The 15,191-nt window shown below is 58.5% G+C and carries 15 protein-coding genes; 10 read left to right on the top strand and 5 right to left on the bottom strand.

Going from position 1 to position 15,191, the window contains the following annotated elements:
- Window positions 1-852, top strand: a complete 852-nt coding sequence (locus HXW87_RS27665) for a ChaN family lipoprotein (RefSeq protein WP_239778144.1) — start codon at window positions 1-3, stop codon at window positions 850-852.
- 225 nt (window positions 853-1,077) lie between these two features.
- Here HXW87_RS27665 and HXW87_RS27660 read toward each other — a convergent pair whose 3' ends face one another.
- The 4 genes from HXW87_RS27660 to HXW87_RS27645 form a co-directional block, all read right to left on the bottom strand.
- A complete protein-coding gene (locus HXW87_RS27660; RefSeq protein ID WP_239778142.1) occupies window positions 1,078-1,878 on the bottom strand; it encodes a cyclic nucleotide-binding domain-containing protein in 801 nt (266 codons plus the stop codon).
- A 16-nt stretch (window positions 1,879-1,894) separates the two neighbouring features.
- Complete coding sequence (locus HXW87_RS27655; protein WP_003228231.1) at window positions 1,895-2,167, bottom strand: TfoX/Sxy family protein; 273 nt, start codon at window positions 2,165-2,167, stop codon at window positions 1,895-1,897.
- A gap of 281 nt (window positions 2,168-2,448) precedes the next feature.
- Complete coding sequence (locus tag HXW87_RS27650; RefSeq protein WP_041065444.1) at window positions 2,449-2,793, bottom strand: pentapeptide repeat-containing protein; 345 nt, start codon at window positions 2,791-2,793, stop codon at window positions 2,449-2,451.
- A gap of 91 nt (window positions 2,794-2,884) precedes the next feature.
- Window positions 2,885-4,441, bottom strand: coding sequence for a bifunctional aminoglycoside phosphotransferase/ATP-binding protein (locus HXW87_RS27645; RefSeq protein ID WP_239778141.1), 1,557 nt, complete (start codon window positions 4,439-4,441; stop codon window positions 2,885-2,887).
- 116 nt (window positions 4,442-4,557) lie between these two features.
- Here HXW87_RS27645 and mrcB point away from each other — a divergent pair, with 116 nt between their 5' ends.
- Genes mrcB through HXW87_RS27630 form a run of 3 tightly spaced genes read left to right on the top strand, consistent with a single transcriptional unit; the run spans window position 4,558 to window position 7,989 of the window.
- Window positions 4,558-6,882: a penicillin-binding protein 1B gene (mrcB, locus tag HXW87_RS27640; RefSeq protein WP_239778140.1), complete on the top strand. Its 2,325-nt coding sequence runs from the start codon at window positions 4,558-4,560 to the stop codon at window positions 6,880-6,882.
- Window positions 6,883-6,898: 16 nt separating this feature from the next.
- Window positions 6,899-7,654: a lipoprotein gene (locus HXW87_RS27635; protein ID WP_047296575.1), complete on the top strand. Its 756-nt coding sequence runs from the start codon at window positions 6,899-6,901 to the stop codon at window positions 7,652-7,654.
- The gene (locus HXW87_RS27630; RefSeq protein WP_047296574.1) at window positions 7,654-7,989 is read left to right on the top strand and encodes a YqcC family protein; all 336 of its coding nucleotides are present in this window, start codon (window positions 7,654-7,656) and stop codon (window positions 7,987-7,989) included. The genes HXW87_RS27635 and HXW87_RS27630 overlap by 1 nt, the downstream gene beginning before the upstream one ends.
- 100 nt (window positions 7,990-8,089) lie before the next feature.
- On the opposite strand, the gene HXW87_RS27625 is transcribed toward HXW87_RS27630, so the two are convergent.
- Window positions 8,090-8,506, bottom strand: a complete 417-nt coding sequence (locus HXW87_RS27625; RefSeq protein ID WP_239778138.1) for a DUF4124 domain-containing protein — start codon at window positions 8,504-8,506, stop codon at window positions 8,090-8,092.
- 398 nt (window positions 8,507-8,904) lie between these two features.
- Between HXW87_RS27625 and HXW87_RS27620 the strand changes: the two genes are divergently transcribed.
- From HXW87_RS27620 to msrQ, 6 genes are all read left to right on the top strand, one after another.
- The gene (locus HXW87_RS27620; RefSeq protein ID WP_041065497.1) at window positions 8,905-10,629 is read left to right on the top strand and encodes an acetolactate synthase 3 large subunit; all 1,725 of its coding nucleotides are present in this window, start codon (window positions 8,905-8,907) and stop codon (window positions 10,627-10,629) included.
- A 2-nt stretch (window positions 10,630-10,631) separates the two neighbouring features.
- On the top strand, window positions 10,632-11,123 hold the full coding sequence (gene ilvN / locus HXW87_RS27615) for an acetolactate synthase small subunit (protein ID WP_003205610.1): 492 nt from the start codon (window positions 10,632-10,634) through the stop codon (window positions 11,121-11,123).
- Between the two features lie 48 nt (window positions 11,124-11,171).
- Window positions 11,172-12,188, top strand: a complete 1,017-nt coding sequence (gene ilvC / locus HXW87_RS27610; RefSeq protein ID WP_007959661.1) for a ketol-acid reductoisomerase — start codon at window positions 11,172-11,174, stop codon at window positions 12,186-12,188.
- A 147-nt stretch (window positions 12,189-12,335) separates the two neighbouring features.
- Window positions 12,336-13,193, top strand: coding sequence for a CDP-diacylglycerol--serine O-phosphatidyltransferase (gene pssA / locus HXW87_RS27605; protein ID WP_003228213.1), 858 nt, complete (start codon window positions 12,336-12,338; stop codon window positions 13,191-13,193).
- Between the two features lie 63 nt (window positions 13,194-13,256).
- Window positions 13,257-14,270: a protein-methionine-sulfoxide reductase catalytic subunit MsrP gene (gene msrP / locus HXW87_RS27600; RefSeq protein WP_239778137.1), complete on the top strand. Its 1,014-nt coding sequence runs from the start codon at window positions 13,257-13,259 to the stop codon at window positions 14,268-14,270.
- On the top strand, window positions 14,270-14,881 hold the full coding sequence (msrQ, locus tag HXW87_RS27595) for a protein-methionine-sulfoxide reductase heme-binding subunit MsrQ (protein ID WP_239778135.1): 612 nt from the start codon (window positions 14,270-14,272) through the stop codon (window positions 14,879-14,881). Before msrP ends, msrQ begins: the two co-directional genes overlap by 1 nt.
- Window positions 14,882-15,191 lie beyond the last annotated feature (310 nt).

Here is a 15,191-nt window from a genome sequence, read left to right as displayed (position 1 = left end):
ATGCGCGGGATCTGGTTGTTGGCGGTGTTGTGGCTTGCGGGGTGTCAGCATGTTGCTGCGCCACCACCGGTCAGCGGTGAGATACGCGATCTGCACAGCGGTCAGGTGCTGACCGCGCAGGAACTGCTGACACGTCTGGCCGGTGCGCCACACGTGATCATTGGCGAGCAGCATGACAATGCCGATCATCACGCTGCGCAGTTGTGGCTGTTGCGGTCGCTGGGTGAGCAACGCCCTCAGGGCAGTCTGCTGCTGGAGATGCTTACGCCTGATCAACAGCCGAACGTTGATCAGGTTCGCCATGCAGCAGCGCGGCCCACCGATCTTGCCGCCGCTCTGGACTGGCAGGATGGCTGGGACTGGAAGCTTTATGGACCGATTGTTCGCTTCGCCCTCACACAATCCTATCCGTTGCTGGCAGCCAATCTGGACGACAGCGAGATCCGCGCGGTCTATCGTCAGCCGCCGGCCTTGACCGGTGTTCGCAGCAATGCGGCAACGGTAAAAGCCACGCTGCTTGAGCAGATCAGCGACTCCCACTGTGGCTTGCTGCTCAAATCGCAGATGCCGGCGATGCTCAGCGTTCAGCAACAACGTGATCGACGCATGGCCGAACGTTTGCTGGCGGCACCAACCCCCGCCATGCTGTTGGCGGGAGCCTGGCATGCGCGCAAGGATGCTGGCGTGCCGCTGCATGTGCTTGATCTTGGCGCAGCCCAAGCGCCCACGGTGCTGATGCTGGCCGAACAGGGCGCCGAGGTCAGCGCGGCGATGGCCGATTACGTCTGGTACACCCCGGTCGCGCCTGCGCAGGATTACTGCGCACAGATGCGCAAACAGTTCGGTCAATGAGTTTCCACAGGCAAAAAAAGACCCGGTAAAAACCGGGTCAAATAACCGTGATTAGCCTGATGAGGAGATAATCTGAGAGTCCGAACCAAGGGCTTTTCAGAATATCGACTGATCTCGCGATCAGTTGTGATAATCATAGCGATTCTCATTAACGAGTCAACCACTGTTTTTCCATTCGCGTGATTTAGTCGTGCAAATGGCCGGAATGCCCCGGAAACAGGGGACTCAATGCGCAGCTTTCACCGCACTCAGTTGGGTGATTTGCTGGTTGAGCTGGCCAATGCGCCGGGCCATGCTCTCGATCAGGCTGTGGGCAATCTTCGGATTGTTGCGGGTCATGCTCAGAAACTGATCGCCGGGAATCAACATCACTGTACTTGGCTCGCGGGCAATGACCGTGGCGTTTCGCGGCTCGCCTGTGAACACGGCCATGGCGCCGAAAATCTCGTCCTTGGGCACGTCGCCAACCTTGTGCCCGTCAACAAACGCTTCGGCATGTCCATCGATGATCACAAAGACGTGATCGGCGGCATCGCCCTGCTGGATCAGCACGTCACCGCTCTCGACCCGTTTAAAGCCATGGGTGCTGCGAAACTCCCGTGGCTTCAGTTCGGCCACCGCGTGTGCCAGCAGCGCCATCTGCCCCAGCAGATATTCCAGCCATTGCTCAGCCCGTTCCGGCTCGGCGTACAAATGTCGGAACAGATCGGTTCGTCGATAGGGCAGCAAGCGCAATAGTCCATCGCTGCGCAGTCGGCAATCGGTCCAGGCGTCACCTTGCTGCAGGCCGATGAGATCGCCTTCCTGCCAGTAAAACAGCGTACGGCCACCGATGTAGCCGTGGATCACGCCTTCTGTCAGCAGAAACAGCTGATCGCGTGGGAGCTGCGCCATCAGGTCGTCAGAGATTTCCGGCTCAAATGCTGGCCCGCACGGTGCAAGCCCTTCCAGCCAGCGTGCGGGCAAGCTCTGCAAACGATTGATCAGCGCATCGATCGATGCCGATTGTTCCCCGAGCAGATACATGGTCGTCAGCGCCTGGTCAGTTCTTGTGACGCGAGGAGATGGCTTCGAGCTGCTTGTTCAAGGCGTCTTTGCGTTCGGCCGGGATATCGTTCCAGTGCACATCCATCAGTGCCCCTTCGATCGCGTACAACAACACCTTTGATGCGCGAAACCCGCGGGTACGCACGGCCCGATAGGCGTCCACCGCCCCCAGGCGACGCAAGTCCGAGGCGCTGTGGATGCCCACGGCATGCAGCCATTGCGCCGACGTCTTGCCAAGATTCTTCAGGTGTTGCAGTTCATCATTCATCAAGCCTCCTTGCGACGGCCGAATGGTGCGTGGGCGATCTTCTCAGGAGTGTAGCCATCAGTAGGAAAAGCGTGGTTGTTTGGTCGGATTAGACGCAAACGCTTCTAAGAAAGCAGCTGTGAACGCAGAAAGGAGGGAAGAAACGCGGAAATAAATGTGGGAGCGGGTTTGCTCGCGGAGGCGTCCTGTCGGCCGCAAGATGTATCGACTGACACCACGCCTTCGCGAGCAAGCCCGCTCCCTCGCGGGAAAGGCGTCTGGTCAGAGAAAGATAAAAAGTATCAGCGGGTGCGATAGCGCAGGCGGGTACCAAAATTCATCGACATCAGGATCTCGTCGGCACTCAGTTCCGGTGGGAAGTACGCACCGGAAATCTGCGCATGGGCCAGGCTCGCGCCTTCCAAAGCGGAATTACGGAAATCGATGCCGCGCAAATCGGCGGAGCGGAAGTAGGCGTCGCGGAAATCCACGCCGTCGGCGTTCAGTTCACGCAGATCGAGACCACGGAAGTCACCACCGACCATGTCGATCGGGCCGTCGTTCGGGCGTTCCTTGTTGAAGCCTGCGATGTCGTCTTTGTGCAGCAGGGCATAAAGCGGGGTGTCGAGAAGTTTCGGCTGGCTCATGTCACATCACCTGTTGGTTTTATGACGCCAGTATAGTGCCACTATTTGACGGCCGTGAAGCCAGCGAGGGCTTCACGGCCGAAATAGTTTCTTACAGGCCTGGCAGGCGCTGACGAATCTGCGCCACGACGGTGTCGAGGGTCCCGCTTTCATTGGTCTGTACGCGCTTGCTGCGCAGAATTTCTTCTGGCGTCAGTGCTTCGCGGCTGGCCTGTTGGGCCTCGATGACCGCCAGCGTGGCGTCGGAAGGGTCCTTCTTGTCGGCCTGACGAATCGCCAGCCAGCTTTCGATCACGGCTTGCGGAGCGTTGCAGTCGAGAATCAGGAATGGCGTGCCGGTGGCCTCGGCGACTTTCGCCGCGCTGTCACGTTGCTCGCGCTTGAGGTAGGTCGCATCAATGACGACCGGGAAACCGGCGTGCAGAATGACTCCGGCAATCTCATGCAAGCGGGCGTAGGTGGCAGCGCTGGCGTCGGCGCTGTAAATCCCCGCCTGCACGTCGTTGGCCACGGTTTGCTCGCCGAACAGGCGCTTGCGCTCGACATCGGAACGCAGGCGGACCGCGCCCAGTGCTTCGACCAGGCGCATCGCCACGTGGCTCTTGCCGACGGCCGATACGCCGTGGGTGATGGCCATGAAACGCGAAGGAATGGTGCTATAGCTTTCCGCCAGGTTGGCGTAGTTGCGGTACTGGCGCAGGGTGGTGGCGCGCTGCACCGGAGTGGCGTCTGCCGGCATGCTGAACAGCGCGACTTTGGCGCGGACCAGCGCGCGATAGGCTTTGTAGAAGTTCAGCACTTCCAGGCCTTGATAGTCGCCGGTCAATTCCAGGTATTGGCTGATGAAGCGGCGGGCCAGGGATTTCAGACCGCGGTCTTCAAGGTCCATCGCCAGGAAACCGGTGTCGGCCCAGACGTCGGTGAAGCGGAACGGCTCGTTGAACTCGATGCAGTCGAAGATCACCACTTTGCCATTGATCACAGTGGCGTTGCCCAAGTGAATGTCGCCGTGGCATTCGCGAGTGAAACCCTCGGCCTTGCGCTGGCTGAACAGTGCCTTGAGACGATCGAAGCTGCTCTCGGCCCAGGCTTGCAGGGCCTCGAGTTGCAGCAGATCGTTTTTGTCGCTGAGGAATGGCAGGATCTGTTCGAAGTTCTGGCGCACCGGGGCCATTACGCTTTCTGGTGTACCGGCCTCGTGTTCGGCCGGGACTTTTGGCGCATTGAGGTGGAATCTGGCGATCTGCTCGGCCATTTCGTCGATGTGCTGAGTGGTCAGTTCACCGTTGGCTTGCAGGGTGCTGAGCAGGCCGGCCTGCGGGAATTGACGCATCTTCAACACATACTCGATCACCGGGCCGTCGCCGCCCAGTCGCGGCGCTTCGACGCTACCGGTCACCGGCAACACGTCCAGATACAAATCTTCGGTCAGGCGCTGATTCAAACGCAGTTCTTCAGCGCAGAAGTGCTCGCGCGCTTCGAGGCTGGTGAAGTCGAGAAAGCCGAAATTCACCGGCTTCTTCACTTTATAAGCAAACGACCCGGTGAGGATCACCCACGAGATATGGGTTTCGATGACCTGGAACCCGTCGACGGGGTGCGGGTAGAGGGCCGGGTTTTGCAGGGCAGCGATCAGTGACTGGCTCACGGGCGATCCTTCAGAGACTGGGAAATTCGAGGTCGCCATTATGGCCGCTCGCCAGCCTGACGCAAACCTCGGAGCGCTCCTGTTGAGGATGAATAAAGTGCGTATAATCCGCCGCCATGACTCGAACTCGATCCCCCCGTACCAAGAAAAAACCACCTGCCAAGGGCCTGCGGCCGTGGCTGGGCTGGGCCATTAAACTCAGTCTGGTCGGCCTTGTGGTGCTGGCCGGCTTCGCCGTTTACCTCGATGCCGTGGTGCAGGAGAAATTCTCCGGCAAGCGCTGGACCATTCCGGCGAAGGTGTACGCGCGTCCGCTCGAGCTGTTCGTCGGACAAAAGCTGAGCAAGGAAGATTTCCTCACCGAACTCGACGCCTTGGGCTATCGCCGTGAAGCCGTGAGCAATGGCCCCGGCGCTGCTGCCGTCAGTGGCAATACCGTCGATCTGAATACCCGCGGCTTCCAGTTCTATGAAGGCCTGGAGAAACCGCAGCCGGTGCGCGTGCGTTTCTCTGGCGACTATGTGGCCGAACTCTCCGGGCTCAATGGCGGGAAGTTGTCCGTGGTGCGGCTCGAGCCGCTGATGATCGGCGGCATTTACCCGAAAAATCTTGAAGACCGCATCCTGATCAAGCTCGATCAGGTGCCGCCGTATTTGCTCGATACGTTGGTCGCCGTTGAAGACCGCGACTACTACAGCCACTGGGGCGTGTCGCCGAAATCGATTGCCCGGGCCATCTGGGTCAACACCTCTGGCGGCAAAATGACCCAGGGCGGCAGCACGCTGACTCAGCAGTTGGTGAAGAACTTCTACCTCACCAACGAGCGCAGTCTGAGCCGCAAGCTCACCGAAGCGATGATGGCGATGCTGCTGGAGCTGCACTACGACAAGAAGGAAATTCTTGAGGCCTACCTCAACGAAGTCTTCGTCGGGCAGGACGGTCAGCGTGCCGTGCACGGTTTCGGTCTGGCCAGCCAGTTCTTCTTCGGCCAGCCTTTGTCCGAGCTGAAGCTGCATCAGGTCGCGCTGCTGGTCGGCATGGTCAAGGGCCCGTCCTACTACAACCCGCGTCGCAACCCGGAGCGCGCGCTGGAGCGCCGTAACCTGGTGCTTGATGTGCTTGAGCAGCAAGGCGTGGCGACTGCCGAACAGGTCGAGGCGGCGAAGAAAATGCCATTGGGTGTAACCACGCGCGGCAAGCTCGCCGACAGCTCGTTCCCGGGCTTCATCGATCTGGTCAAACGCCAGTTGCGTGAAGACTACCGCGACGAAGACTTGACCGAAGAAGGCTTGCGGATCTTCACCAGTTTCGACCCGATTCTGCAGATGAAAGCCGAAGCGTCGGTTAACGACACCTTTAAACGTCTGGCTGGACGCAAGGGCTCCGATGATGTGGAAGCGGCGATGGTCGTGACCAACCCGGAGACCGGCGAAGTGCAGGCGATGATTGGTAGCCGTCAGGCCAGTTACGCCGGTTTCAACCGGGCGCTGGACGCCGTGCGGCCAATCGGTTCTCTGGTAAAACCGGCGGTCTATCTGACTGCGCTGGAGAAACCGAGCCACTACACGCTGACCAGTTGGCTGTCGGATGATCCGCTGTCGATCAAAGGCGCGGACGGCCAGGTGTGGAAGCCGCAGAACTATGACCGTCGTTCCCACGGCACGGTCTTCCTCTATCAGGGGCTGGCACATTCCTACAACCTGTCGACCTCGCGTCTGGGCCTGGAAGTCGGTGTGCCGAATGTGCTCAAGACCATTGCGCGTCTGGGCGTGACCCGGGAATTCCCGGCGTTCCCGTCGATGTTGCTCGGGGCTGGCGGCATGACCCCGATCGAAGTGGCGACCATGTATCAGACCCTCGCCAACGGTGGTTTCAATACGCCGATGCGTGGGATTCGCAGCGTACTGACCGCCGAGGGTGAACCGCTCAAGCGTTATCCGTTCCAGATCGAGCAGCGCTTCGATCCGGCGTCCATTTACCTGATCCAGAACGCCATGCAGCGGGTGATGCGTGAAGGTACCGGCAGCTCGGTTTACAACGTGCTGCCCAAGACCCTGACGCTGGCCGGCAAGACCGGTACCAGTAACGACTCGCGTGACAGCTGGTTCGCCGGTTTCAGTCAGGATCTGCTGGCGGTGGTCTGGCTCGGTCGTGACGACAACGGCAAGACCCCGTTCACCGGGGCGACCGGTGCGCTGCAGGTCTGGACCAGTTTCATGCGCAAGGCCGATCCGCTGCCGCTGGACATGCCGCAGCCGGACAACATCGTTCAGGCCTGGGTCGATTCGCGTACCGGGCAAGGGTCGGATGCCAACTGTCCGGGAGCCGTGCAGATGCCGTATATTCGCGGCAGTGAACCGCCACCCGGTGCCGCGTGTGCAAGCGAAACGCCTGCTTCGCCGGAGTCGGTGATGGATTGGGTCAAGGGCTGGATGAATTAAGCAAAGAGGGTTTCAAGTGAACAAGTGGTTGATTCCAGCGGTGACCGCCGTGGCTTTGCTCAGCGGCTGCTCTACCGTACAGCGTGGTTCGATCCCGGTGGTGGATTCCGGCACAGCCGTGTCCAACAGCGAACGTCTGTCGGCCAATGGCGGTTTCCGCAAGACGACAGTCAAACGTCCAGTGCAGGGGCAGGCGCAATCCCAGGCCATTCCGCAAGGCGATACCGGTGTGGTGGTGATGGTGCCGGGTGGCGGTGCTGCGACATCGGCGCCGATCAGCTCCTCGCCGATCGTTCCTGGTCCGGCGTCCGGTGGGATTACGGCGGGTCCGTACAATCCTTCGCCGGTCGAGTCGGCACCGATCAACACTGGCAGCTACAGCATGCCTTCGACGCCGAGCGGCATTCCTTCGGCCAGCAGTGGCGGAGGTCTGTCCGCCGACGAGCAACTGGATGGTCCGGTACTCGCCTTGCTGACCACTGCGCAACAGCAGCAGGCCGGCGGCGACCTCAACGGTGCATCCTCCAGTCTGGAGCGCGCTCAGCGTGTAGCTCCGCGTGAGCCGCAAGTGCTCTACCGTCTGGCGCAGGTGCGCATGGCCCAAGGTGATGCGCCGCAGGCGGAACAGTTCGCCCGTCGCGCGCTGACCATGGCCAACGGCCGTCCGGATCTGCAAGCCAACCTGTGGGAAATCATCGCGCAGTCCCGTGAGAAGCAGGGCGACTCCGCCGGCGCTGCACTGGCTCGTCAAAAGGCCAAGGTTTCGCTCTGATGGACACCCGTTTCCCGAAAATCGCCGATCAATTGCTGCTGATCGAGCGTGAACTGCGCACGCAGGGTTGGTGGGATGAGATCCAGCCATCAGCCGAAGCCTTGAGCAGTGTCGAACCGTTTTCGGTCGACACGCTGGATTTCGAGCAGTGGCTGCAATGGATCTTCCTGCCGCGAATGAAGATGATCCTTGAGCAGGACTTGCCGTTGCCCAATGCCTCGGGCATTCAGGAAATGGCTGAAATGGTCTTCGCCCAGCGTAATCTGCAGGGCAAGGATCGCCAGTTGCAGGTGCTGCTTAAAGAGTTCGATCTGCTGATCACCGCTTCCCGCTAGAGCCGATCCCCTGTAGGAGCTGCCGAAGGCTGCGATCTTTTGATCTTGCTTTTGAAAACAGCATCAAAAGATCGCAGCCTGCGGCAGCTCCTACAGATTTTTATTCGCAGTTCTGCGCAATCTGCTTCTGCGCTTCGACAATGCGCTCCTGACGCTGCGCATCATCCAGCCGCCGTACTTGTCCCTCCACTTCCTCCCGCAAACGCGGATTGTTCTGCAATTGCGCCAGGTTCGTCCGTGCCTGTTCGCAAAATGCCTTGAGCTGCGCCTGCTGCTCCGCCACCTGTTTCTTCACCTTGTCGTCGATGGCTTTCTGATCGCCCAGCGCACCACTGCCAGGCATGGCGGCAGGTTTCGGTGGGGGCGAGGAGGGCGTCTGCACAGTCGTCGCCGGCAGCCCTTGCGGCGGCTGCGCATCGAAGTGCGTGACGCCTTGAACGTCGACCCATTTGTAGATCTGAGCGGCCGAGCACCAGGGGCTGAGGCCGATCAGCAGAGTTAACAGAAGCGTTCGCATGCTGATTCCTTGGCAAAATTGCGCAATTGACGCTAACAGAGTAGCTGTTTTCAGGTTTTTTCTTGCGTTCTCATGTGCTTACCCACAATTAAGCACATTGACGGCTTGACTTGGAGAGGGCGAAACAGAAGAATCCAAAGTCCGCTGTAGAGGGACTGCCAGAAGCAGACCCACTCGGCAGATCATGAGGCGCCTATCCGCGTCGACCTGTTACACCCGCAACGCGTTACCTCGCGCTGGGTGGGAAAGGCCCGCAACACTTGGGACGATCCCAATACTTGCTCAGTCAGTGCTGACGTAGTCGGCGACCACCGTCGCTCATGCTCTGCCGAGAAGTAAACCTATTAAGACCCGCCCCTTTTTGTGGACGGTATTCTGGCGTTTTAGAGGTGAACAACGTGGAGCTTTTATCTGGCGGTGAGATGCTCGTCCGCTTCTTGCGTGACGAAGGCGTCAAATATATCTACGGGTACCCGGGTGGTGCTCTCCTGCATGTTTACGATGCCCTGTTCAAAGAACCGGAAGTGACCCACATTCTGGTTCGTCACGAACAAGCGGCGACCCATATGGCTGACGGCTACGCCCGTGCCACCGGTAAAGCCGGCGTGGTATTGGTGACTTCCGGTCCAGGCGCCACAAACGCCATCACCGGTATTGCCACCGCCTATATGGATTCGATTCCAATGGTGATCATTTCCGGTCAGGTGCCAAGCACCATGGTCGGTACCGACGCGTTCCAGGAAACCGACATGATCGGTATCTCCCGGCCAATCGTGAAGCACAGCTTCATGATCAAGCACGCCTCGGAAATCCCGGAAGTCATGAAGAAGGCGTTCTACCTGGCGCAATCCGGTCGTCCGGGCCCGGTCGTGGTCGATATCCCGAAAGACATGACCAACCCGGCCGAGAAGTTCGAATACGTTTTCCCGAAAAAAGCCAAGCTGCGCTCCTACAGCCCGGCCGTTCGCGGTCACTCCGGGCAAATCCGCAAGGCGGCAGAAATGCTTCTGGCGGCCAAGCGTCCCGTGCTCTATTCCGGTGGCGGCGTGATTCTGGGCAACGGTTCCGCACCGCTGACCGAACTGGCGAAAATGCTCAACCTGCCAGTGACCAACACCTTGATGGGCCTGGGCGGTTTCCCGGGTACTGATCGTCAGTTCATCGGCATGCTCGGCATGCACGGCAGCTACACCGCCAACCTGGCGATGCACCATGCCGACGTGATCCTGGCTGTTGGCGCACGTTTCGATGACCGTGTGATCAACGGCGCAGCGAAGTTCTGCCCGAACGCCAAGATCATCCACATCGATATCGACCCGGCTTCGATCTCCAAGACCATCAAGGCCGACGTGCCAATCGTTGGTCCGGTGGAGAGTGTCCTGACCGAAATGGTCGCGATCCTCAAGGAAATCGGCGAGACCCCGAACAAGGAGTCCGTGGCCAGTTGGTGGAAGCAAGTCGATGAGTGGCGCGGTGATCGCGGCCTGTTCCCTTATGAAAAGGGCGACGGCAGCCTGATCAAGCCGCAGACCGTGATCGAGACCCTGTGCGAAGTGACCAAGGGCGATGCCTTCATCACGTCCGACGTGGGCCAGCACCAGATGTTCGCGGCGCAGTACTACAAGTTCAACAAGCCGAACCGCTGGATCAACTCCGGTGGCCTGGGCACCATGGGCTTCGGTTTCCCGGCGGCCATGGGCATCAAGTTGAGCTTCCCGGATGACGACGTTGCCTGCGTCACCGGCGAAGGCAGCATCCAGATGAACATCCAGGAACTGTCGACCTGCCTGCAATATGGCTTGCCGGTGAAAATCGTCATCCTGAACAACGGTGTTCTGGGGATGGTTCGTCAGTGGCAGGACATGAGCTATGGCAGCCGTCACTCGCACTCTTATATGGAGTCGCTGCCTGACTTCGTCAAACTGGCTGAAGCCTACGGTCACGTCGGCGTGCGCATCACCGATTCGAAGGATTTGAAGTCGAAGATGGAAGAAGCGTTCGCCATGAAAGATCGTCTGGTGGTGATCGATATTTCGGTCGATACCAGCGAGCACGTCTATCCGATGCAGATCAAAGACGGCTCCATGCGCGATATGTGGCTGAGCAAGACGGAGCGTACTTAATCATGCGGCACATTATTTCCCTGCTTCTGGAAAACGAACCCGGTGCTTTGTCTCGCGTAGTCGGCCTGTTCTCGCAGCGCAACTACAACATTGAAAGCCTGACGGTGGCGCCAACCGAAGACCCGACTCTGTCGCGTCTGACGCTGACCACTGTCGGCCACGATGAAATCATCGAGCAGATCACCAAAAACCTGAACAAGCTGATCGAAGTGGTCAAGCTGGTGGACCTGTCGGAAAGCGCTCACATCGAGCGTGAGCTGATGCTGGTCAAGGTCAAGGCCACTGGCGCCCAGCGCGCCGAGATCAAACGCACCACCGATATTTACCGTGGACAGATCGTCGACGTCAGTGCCAGCGTGTATACCGTTCAATTGACCGGTACCAGCGACAAGCTCGACAGCTTCATTCAGTCCATCGGCACCGCATCGATTCTGGAAACCGTCCGTAGCGGCGTGACCGGCATTGCCCGCGGCGACAAAGTACTCAGCATCTAAACCAAATTAGCGAATGGCCTGAACGGCCTGGATATATAGGGGAAATTCATGAAAGTTTTCTACGATAAAGACTGCGACCTGTCGATCATCCAGGGCAAGAAAGTTGCCATCATCGGTTACGGTTCCCAGGGCCACGCCCAGGCGTGCAACCTGAAAGATTCCGGTGTCGACGTTACCGTCGGTCTGCGTAAAGGTTCGGCCACTGTTGCCAAGGCCGAAGCTCATGGCCTGAAAGTGACCGACGTGGCTGCTGCCGTTGCCGGCGCCGACCTGGTCATGATCCTGACCCCGGACGAATTCCAGTCCCAGCTGTACAAGAACGAAATCGAGCCGAACATCAAGAAAGGCGCCACCCTGGCCTTCTCCCACGGCTTCGCGATCCACTACAACCAGGTTGTTCCGCGTGCCGACCTCGACGTGATCATGATCGCGCCGAAAGCTCCGGGCCACACCGTACGTTCCGAGTTCGTGAAGGGCGGCGGTATCCCTGACCTGATCGCGATCTACCAGGACGCCTCGGGCAACGCCAAAAACGTTGCGCTGTCCTACGCAGCTGGCGTGGGCGGCGGTCGTACCGGCATCATTGAAACCACCTTCAAGGACGAGACCGAAACCGACCTGTTCGGCGAACAAGCCGTACTGTGCGGCGGTACCGTTGAGCTGGTGAAGGCCGGTTTCGAAACGCTGGTTGAAGCTGGCTACGCGCCGGAAATGGCCTACTTCGAATGCCTGCACGAACTGAAACTGATCGTTGACCTCATGTACGAAGGCGGTATCGCCAACATGAACTACTCGATCTCCAACAACGCTGAATACGGCGAGTACGTGACCGGTCCGGAAGTAATCAACGCCGAATCCCGTCAGGCCATGCGCAATGCCCTGAAACGTATTCAGGACGGCGAATACGCCAAAATGTTCATCAGCGAAGGCGCAACCGGCTACCCTTCGATGACCGCCAAGCGTCGTAACAACGCCGCTCACGGTATCGAAATCATCGGCGAGCAACTGCGCTCCATGATGCCGTGGATCGGTGCCAACAAGATCGTCGACAAAGCCAAAAACTAAGTCGTCGTCCCTTGTACGAAAAACGCGGCCTCGGCCGCGTTTTTTCGTTTGAAACCGATGGTTCTGGTATAAAGCTGCATCGTTTGTGGCCGAACCGTCGTCACAGACACCTGTCGAAACTTTCCAAACCGTTGCAAGGTAATGTCCATGAGCGAACGTCCCGAAGAGCCGAACCAGGCTTCTGACGCCGAAAGCCTGCTGCCCATCGATGAACATGTCGAGGAAGGGCACGACGCAGAAGGTCGTAAAGTCCGGCATCGTGGTATCTATCTGCTGCCGAACCTGTTCACCACTGCGAACCTGTTTGCAGGGTTTTATTCCATCATCAACTCGATGAGTGCCCAGGCTGCCTTGAGCGCCGGGGATTCTGCGAATGCGAGCAAGTATTTTGCCTTTGCCGCGATCGCGATTTTCGTGGCCATGGTGCTCGATGGTCTTGATGGCCGCGTGGCGCGGATGACCAATACGCAAAGTGCTTTCGGTGCCGAGTATGACTCGCTGTCCGACATGGTTGCCTTCGGTGTGGCACCGGCGCTGCTGGCGTTCGGCTGGGCGCTGGGCGACATGGGCAAGGTCGGCTGGATGGTGGCCTTCATCTATGTAGCCGGTGCAGCGCTGCGTCTGGCGCGTTTCAATACTCAGGTCGGTACGGCCGACAAGCGCTACTTCATCGGCCTGGCCAGCCCGGCGGCGGCAGGCGTGGTGGCGGGGATTGTCTGGGCGTTCAGCGATTACGGTATTCAGGGTTCGAAGATGTCGTTCCTGGTCGCTCTGATGGTGGCGGCTGCCGGCATGCTGATGGTCAGCAACATCAAGTACAACAGCTTCAAGGAGCTGGACCTGAAGGGGCGCGTGCCGTTCGTGGCGATCCTCGCCGTGGTCCTGGTGTTCGCTGTGGTGTTCAGCGATCCACCGCGTATTTTGCTGCTGGTGTTCCTCGCCTACGCGGCTTCCGGACCGGTGCAATACCTGTTGCATCTTCGTCGGCACAAAAACGCCGAGTGATGTAATTTCCCGCATACTCCGCAGTCTATGGGTGCATCTGTCCTCCAAAGCTGCGGAGTTGCCATGCTGATCAAAATCCCCAAAGCGTCCGACTGCCATGAGTCGGATGTCACGCCTGAGTCCATTTATCTCTCCCGTCGTCAATTGCTCGGAGCTACTGCGGCCGGTATCGCCGTGAGCAGCCTGCCGCGTTGGGCCAGTGCCGAGGACGCGGCGCGCTATGCTGATGTCGAGCCAGGCAAGGCGCCTGCCTGGTTTGCCGAGAAGCTCCCTTCTACCAAGTGGGGGGCAGTCAACGTCAAGGATGAGGCGATCACGCCTTATAAAGACGCGACCCATTACAACAATTTCTATGAGTTCGGCACCGACAAGGGCGATCCCGCAGCCAATGCCGGCTCGCTGAAAACCGAGCCGTGGAGCGTGGTCGTCGATGGGGAGGTGGGTAAGCCCGGGCGTTACGCGCTGGAAGACTTCATGAAGCCGTACCAGTTGGAGGAGCGTATCTATCGTCTTCGCTGTGTTGAGGCGTGGTCGATGGTCATCCCCTGGATTGGTTTTCCGATTTCCGCACTGCTCAAGCAGGTCGAGCCGACCTCTAACGCCAAGTACATTCGCTTTGAAACCTTGCAGGATCCCAAGAGCATGCCTGGGCAGCGCTCGGGTTTCGCGCTGATCGACTGGCCTTATGTAGAGGGCTTGCGTCTGGATGAGGCGATGAATCCCTTGGCGATTCTGGCGGTTGGCATGTATGGCCGCGAATTGCCCAATCAGAATGGCGCGCCGCTGCGTCTGGTGGTGCCGTGGAAGTATGGCTTCAAGAGTGTGAAATCCATTGTGCGGATCAGTCTCGTCAGCGAGCAGCCCAAGACTACCTGGCAGAGCATTGCGGCAGATGAATACGGTTTTTATGCCAACGTGAATCCGACGGTCGATCATCCGCGCTGGACTCAGGCAAGAGAGCGGCGTCTGCCGAACAGTTTGTTCAAGCCGAATGTACGCGATACCCAGATGTTCAACGGCTACTCGGATGAAGTCGCTTCTTTATATACAGGGCTCGATCTGCGGAAGAACTACTGATGCGATATCCGTTTTGGCGTGCAGGCGTTTTTATTGCGGCGGCGATCTGGCCACTGTTTTGGTTTTATCAGGCGTTTGCCGATTTGCTCGGTCCGGATCCCGGCAAGGTGCTGGTTGATCGACTGGGGCTGGGGACGCTGGTATTCCTGCTGATCACGTTGAGCATGACGCCGTTGCAGAAATTGACGGGGTGGGCGGGCTGGATTGCTGTTCGCCGTCAGTTGGGGCTCTGGTGTTTTGCCTATGTGGTTCTGCACCTGTTCAGCTATATGGCGTTCATCCTTGGTTTCGACTGGTCACAGTTGGGTGTGGAGTTACGCAAGCGGCCATACATTATTGTGGGTACGCTGGGTTTTCTTGGATTGTTGGCACTGGCAGTAACCTCAAATCGTTACAGTCAGCGTCGTTTGGGTGTGCGCTGGAAGAAATTGCATCGGGTGGTGTACGTGATTCTGGGGCTGGGATTGCTGCATATGTTGTGGATCGTGCGTGCTGATCTCAAGGAGTGGGCGATCTATACCTTTATAGGTGCAGTGCTTTTACTGCTGCGTGTGCCTACTGTTGCCCGTCGAATCCCGCGTTTATTGGCTAAAAAGCAGGTTTTGCAATAAAACTGAAATTAACGGTTGACGGCAGATTCTGGAGGTCTATAATTCGCCCCACTTCCGGCGCAGTCGAAACGGAAAACTACTTGGGATTCAATGAGTTACGAAGTTTTCGACAGTGGCTTGCTTCAGTTTATCGAAGCCTGGAAGGAGTTGAAGGGGCGGTGATGTTTGGCTCTTTTGACGGTTCGGTCTTCTCGGTCGAAAGCGGTGAAAAAGAGGTGTTGACAGCAGCGTGTAACGCTGTAGAATTCGCCTCCCGCTAACGAGAGATCGGAAGCGCAAGTGGTTGAAGTTGTTGAAGAATTCTTCGAAA

The sequence above is a fragment of the Pseudomonas sp. Y5-11 genome, from assembly GCF_022368695.1.
Classification (GTDB): domain Bacteria; phylum Pseudomonadota; class Gammaproteobacteria; order Pseudomonadales; family Pseudomonadaceae; genus Aquipseudomonas; species Aquipseudomonas parakoreensis.
This window is presented reverse-complemented; position numbering and strand designations above follow the sequence as displayed.

Excerpts from the sequence above, each read along its gene's own strand:
- HXW87_RS27665 (WP_239778144.1), top strand. The coding sequence starts at position 1 with ATGCGCGGGATCTGGTTGTTGGCGGTGTTGTGGCTTGCGGGGTGTCAG.
- HXW87_RS27660 (WP_239778142.1), bottom strand. The coding sequence starts at position 1,878 with ATGTATCTGCTCGGGGAACAATCGGCATCGATCGATGCGCTGATCAAT.
- HXW87_RS27655 (WP_003228231.1), bottom strand. The coding sequence starts at position 2,167 with ATGAATGATGAACTGCAACACCTGAAGAATCTTGGCAAGACGTCGGCG.
- HXW87_RS27650 (WP_041065444.1), bottom strand. The coding sequence starts at position 2,793 with ATGAGCCAGCCGAAACTTCTCGACACCCCGCTTTATGCCCTGCTGCAC.
- mrcB (WP_239778140.1), top strand. The coding sequence starts at position 4,558 with ATGACTCGAACTCGATCCCCCCGTACCAAGAAAAAACCACCTGCCAAG.
- HXW87_RS27630 (WP_047296574.1), top strand. The coding sequence starts at position 7,654 with ATGGACACCCGTTTCCCGAAAATCGCCGATCAATTGCTGCTGATCGAG.
- HXW87_RS27625 (WP_239778138.1), bottom strand. The coding sequence starts at position 8,506 with ATGCGAACGCTTCTGTTAACTCTGCTGATCGGCCTCAGCCCCTGGTGC.
- ilvN (WP_003205610.1), top strand. The coding sequence starts at position 10,632 with ATGCGGCACATTATTTCCCTGCTTCTGGAAAACGAACCCGGTGCTTTG.
- ilvC (WP_007959661.1), top strand. The coding sequence starts at position 11,172 with ATGAAAGTTTTCTACGATAAAGACTGCGACCTGTCGATCATCCAGGGC.
- pssA (WP_003228213.1), top strand. The coding sequence starts at position 12,336 with ATGAGCGAACGTCCCGAAGAGCCGAACCAGGCTTCTGACGCCGAAAGC.
- msrP (WP_239778137.1), top strand. The coding sequence starts at position 13,257 with ATGCTGATCAAAATCCCCAAAGCGTCCGACTGCCATGAGTCGGATGTC.
- msrQ (WP_239778135.1), top strand. The coding sequence starts at position 14,270 with ATGCGATATCCGTTTTGGCGTGCAGGCGTTTTTATTGCGGCGGCGATC.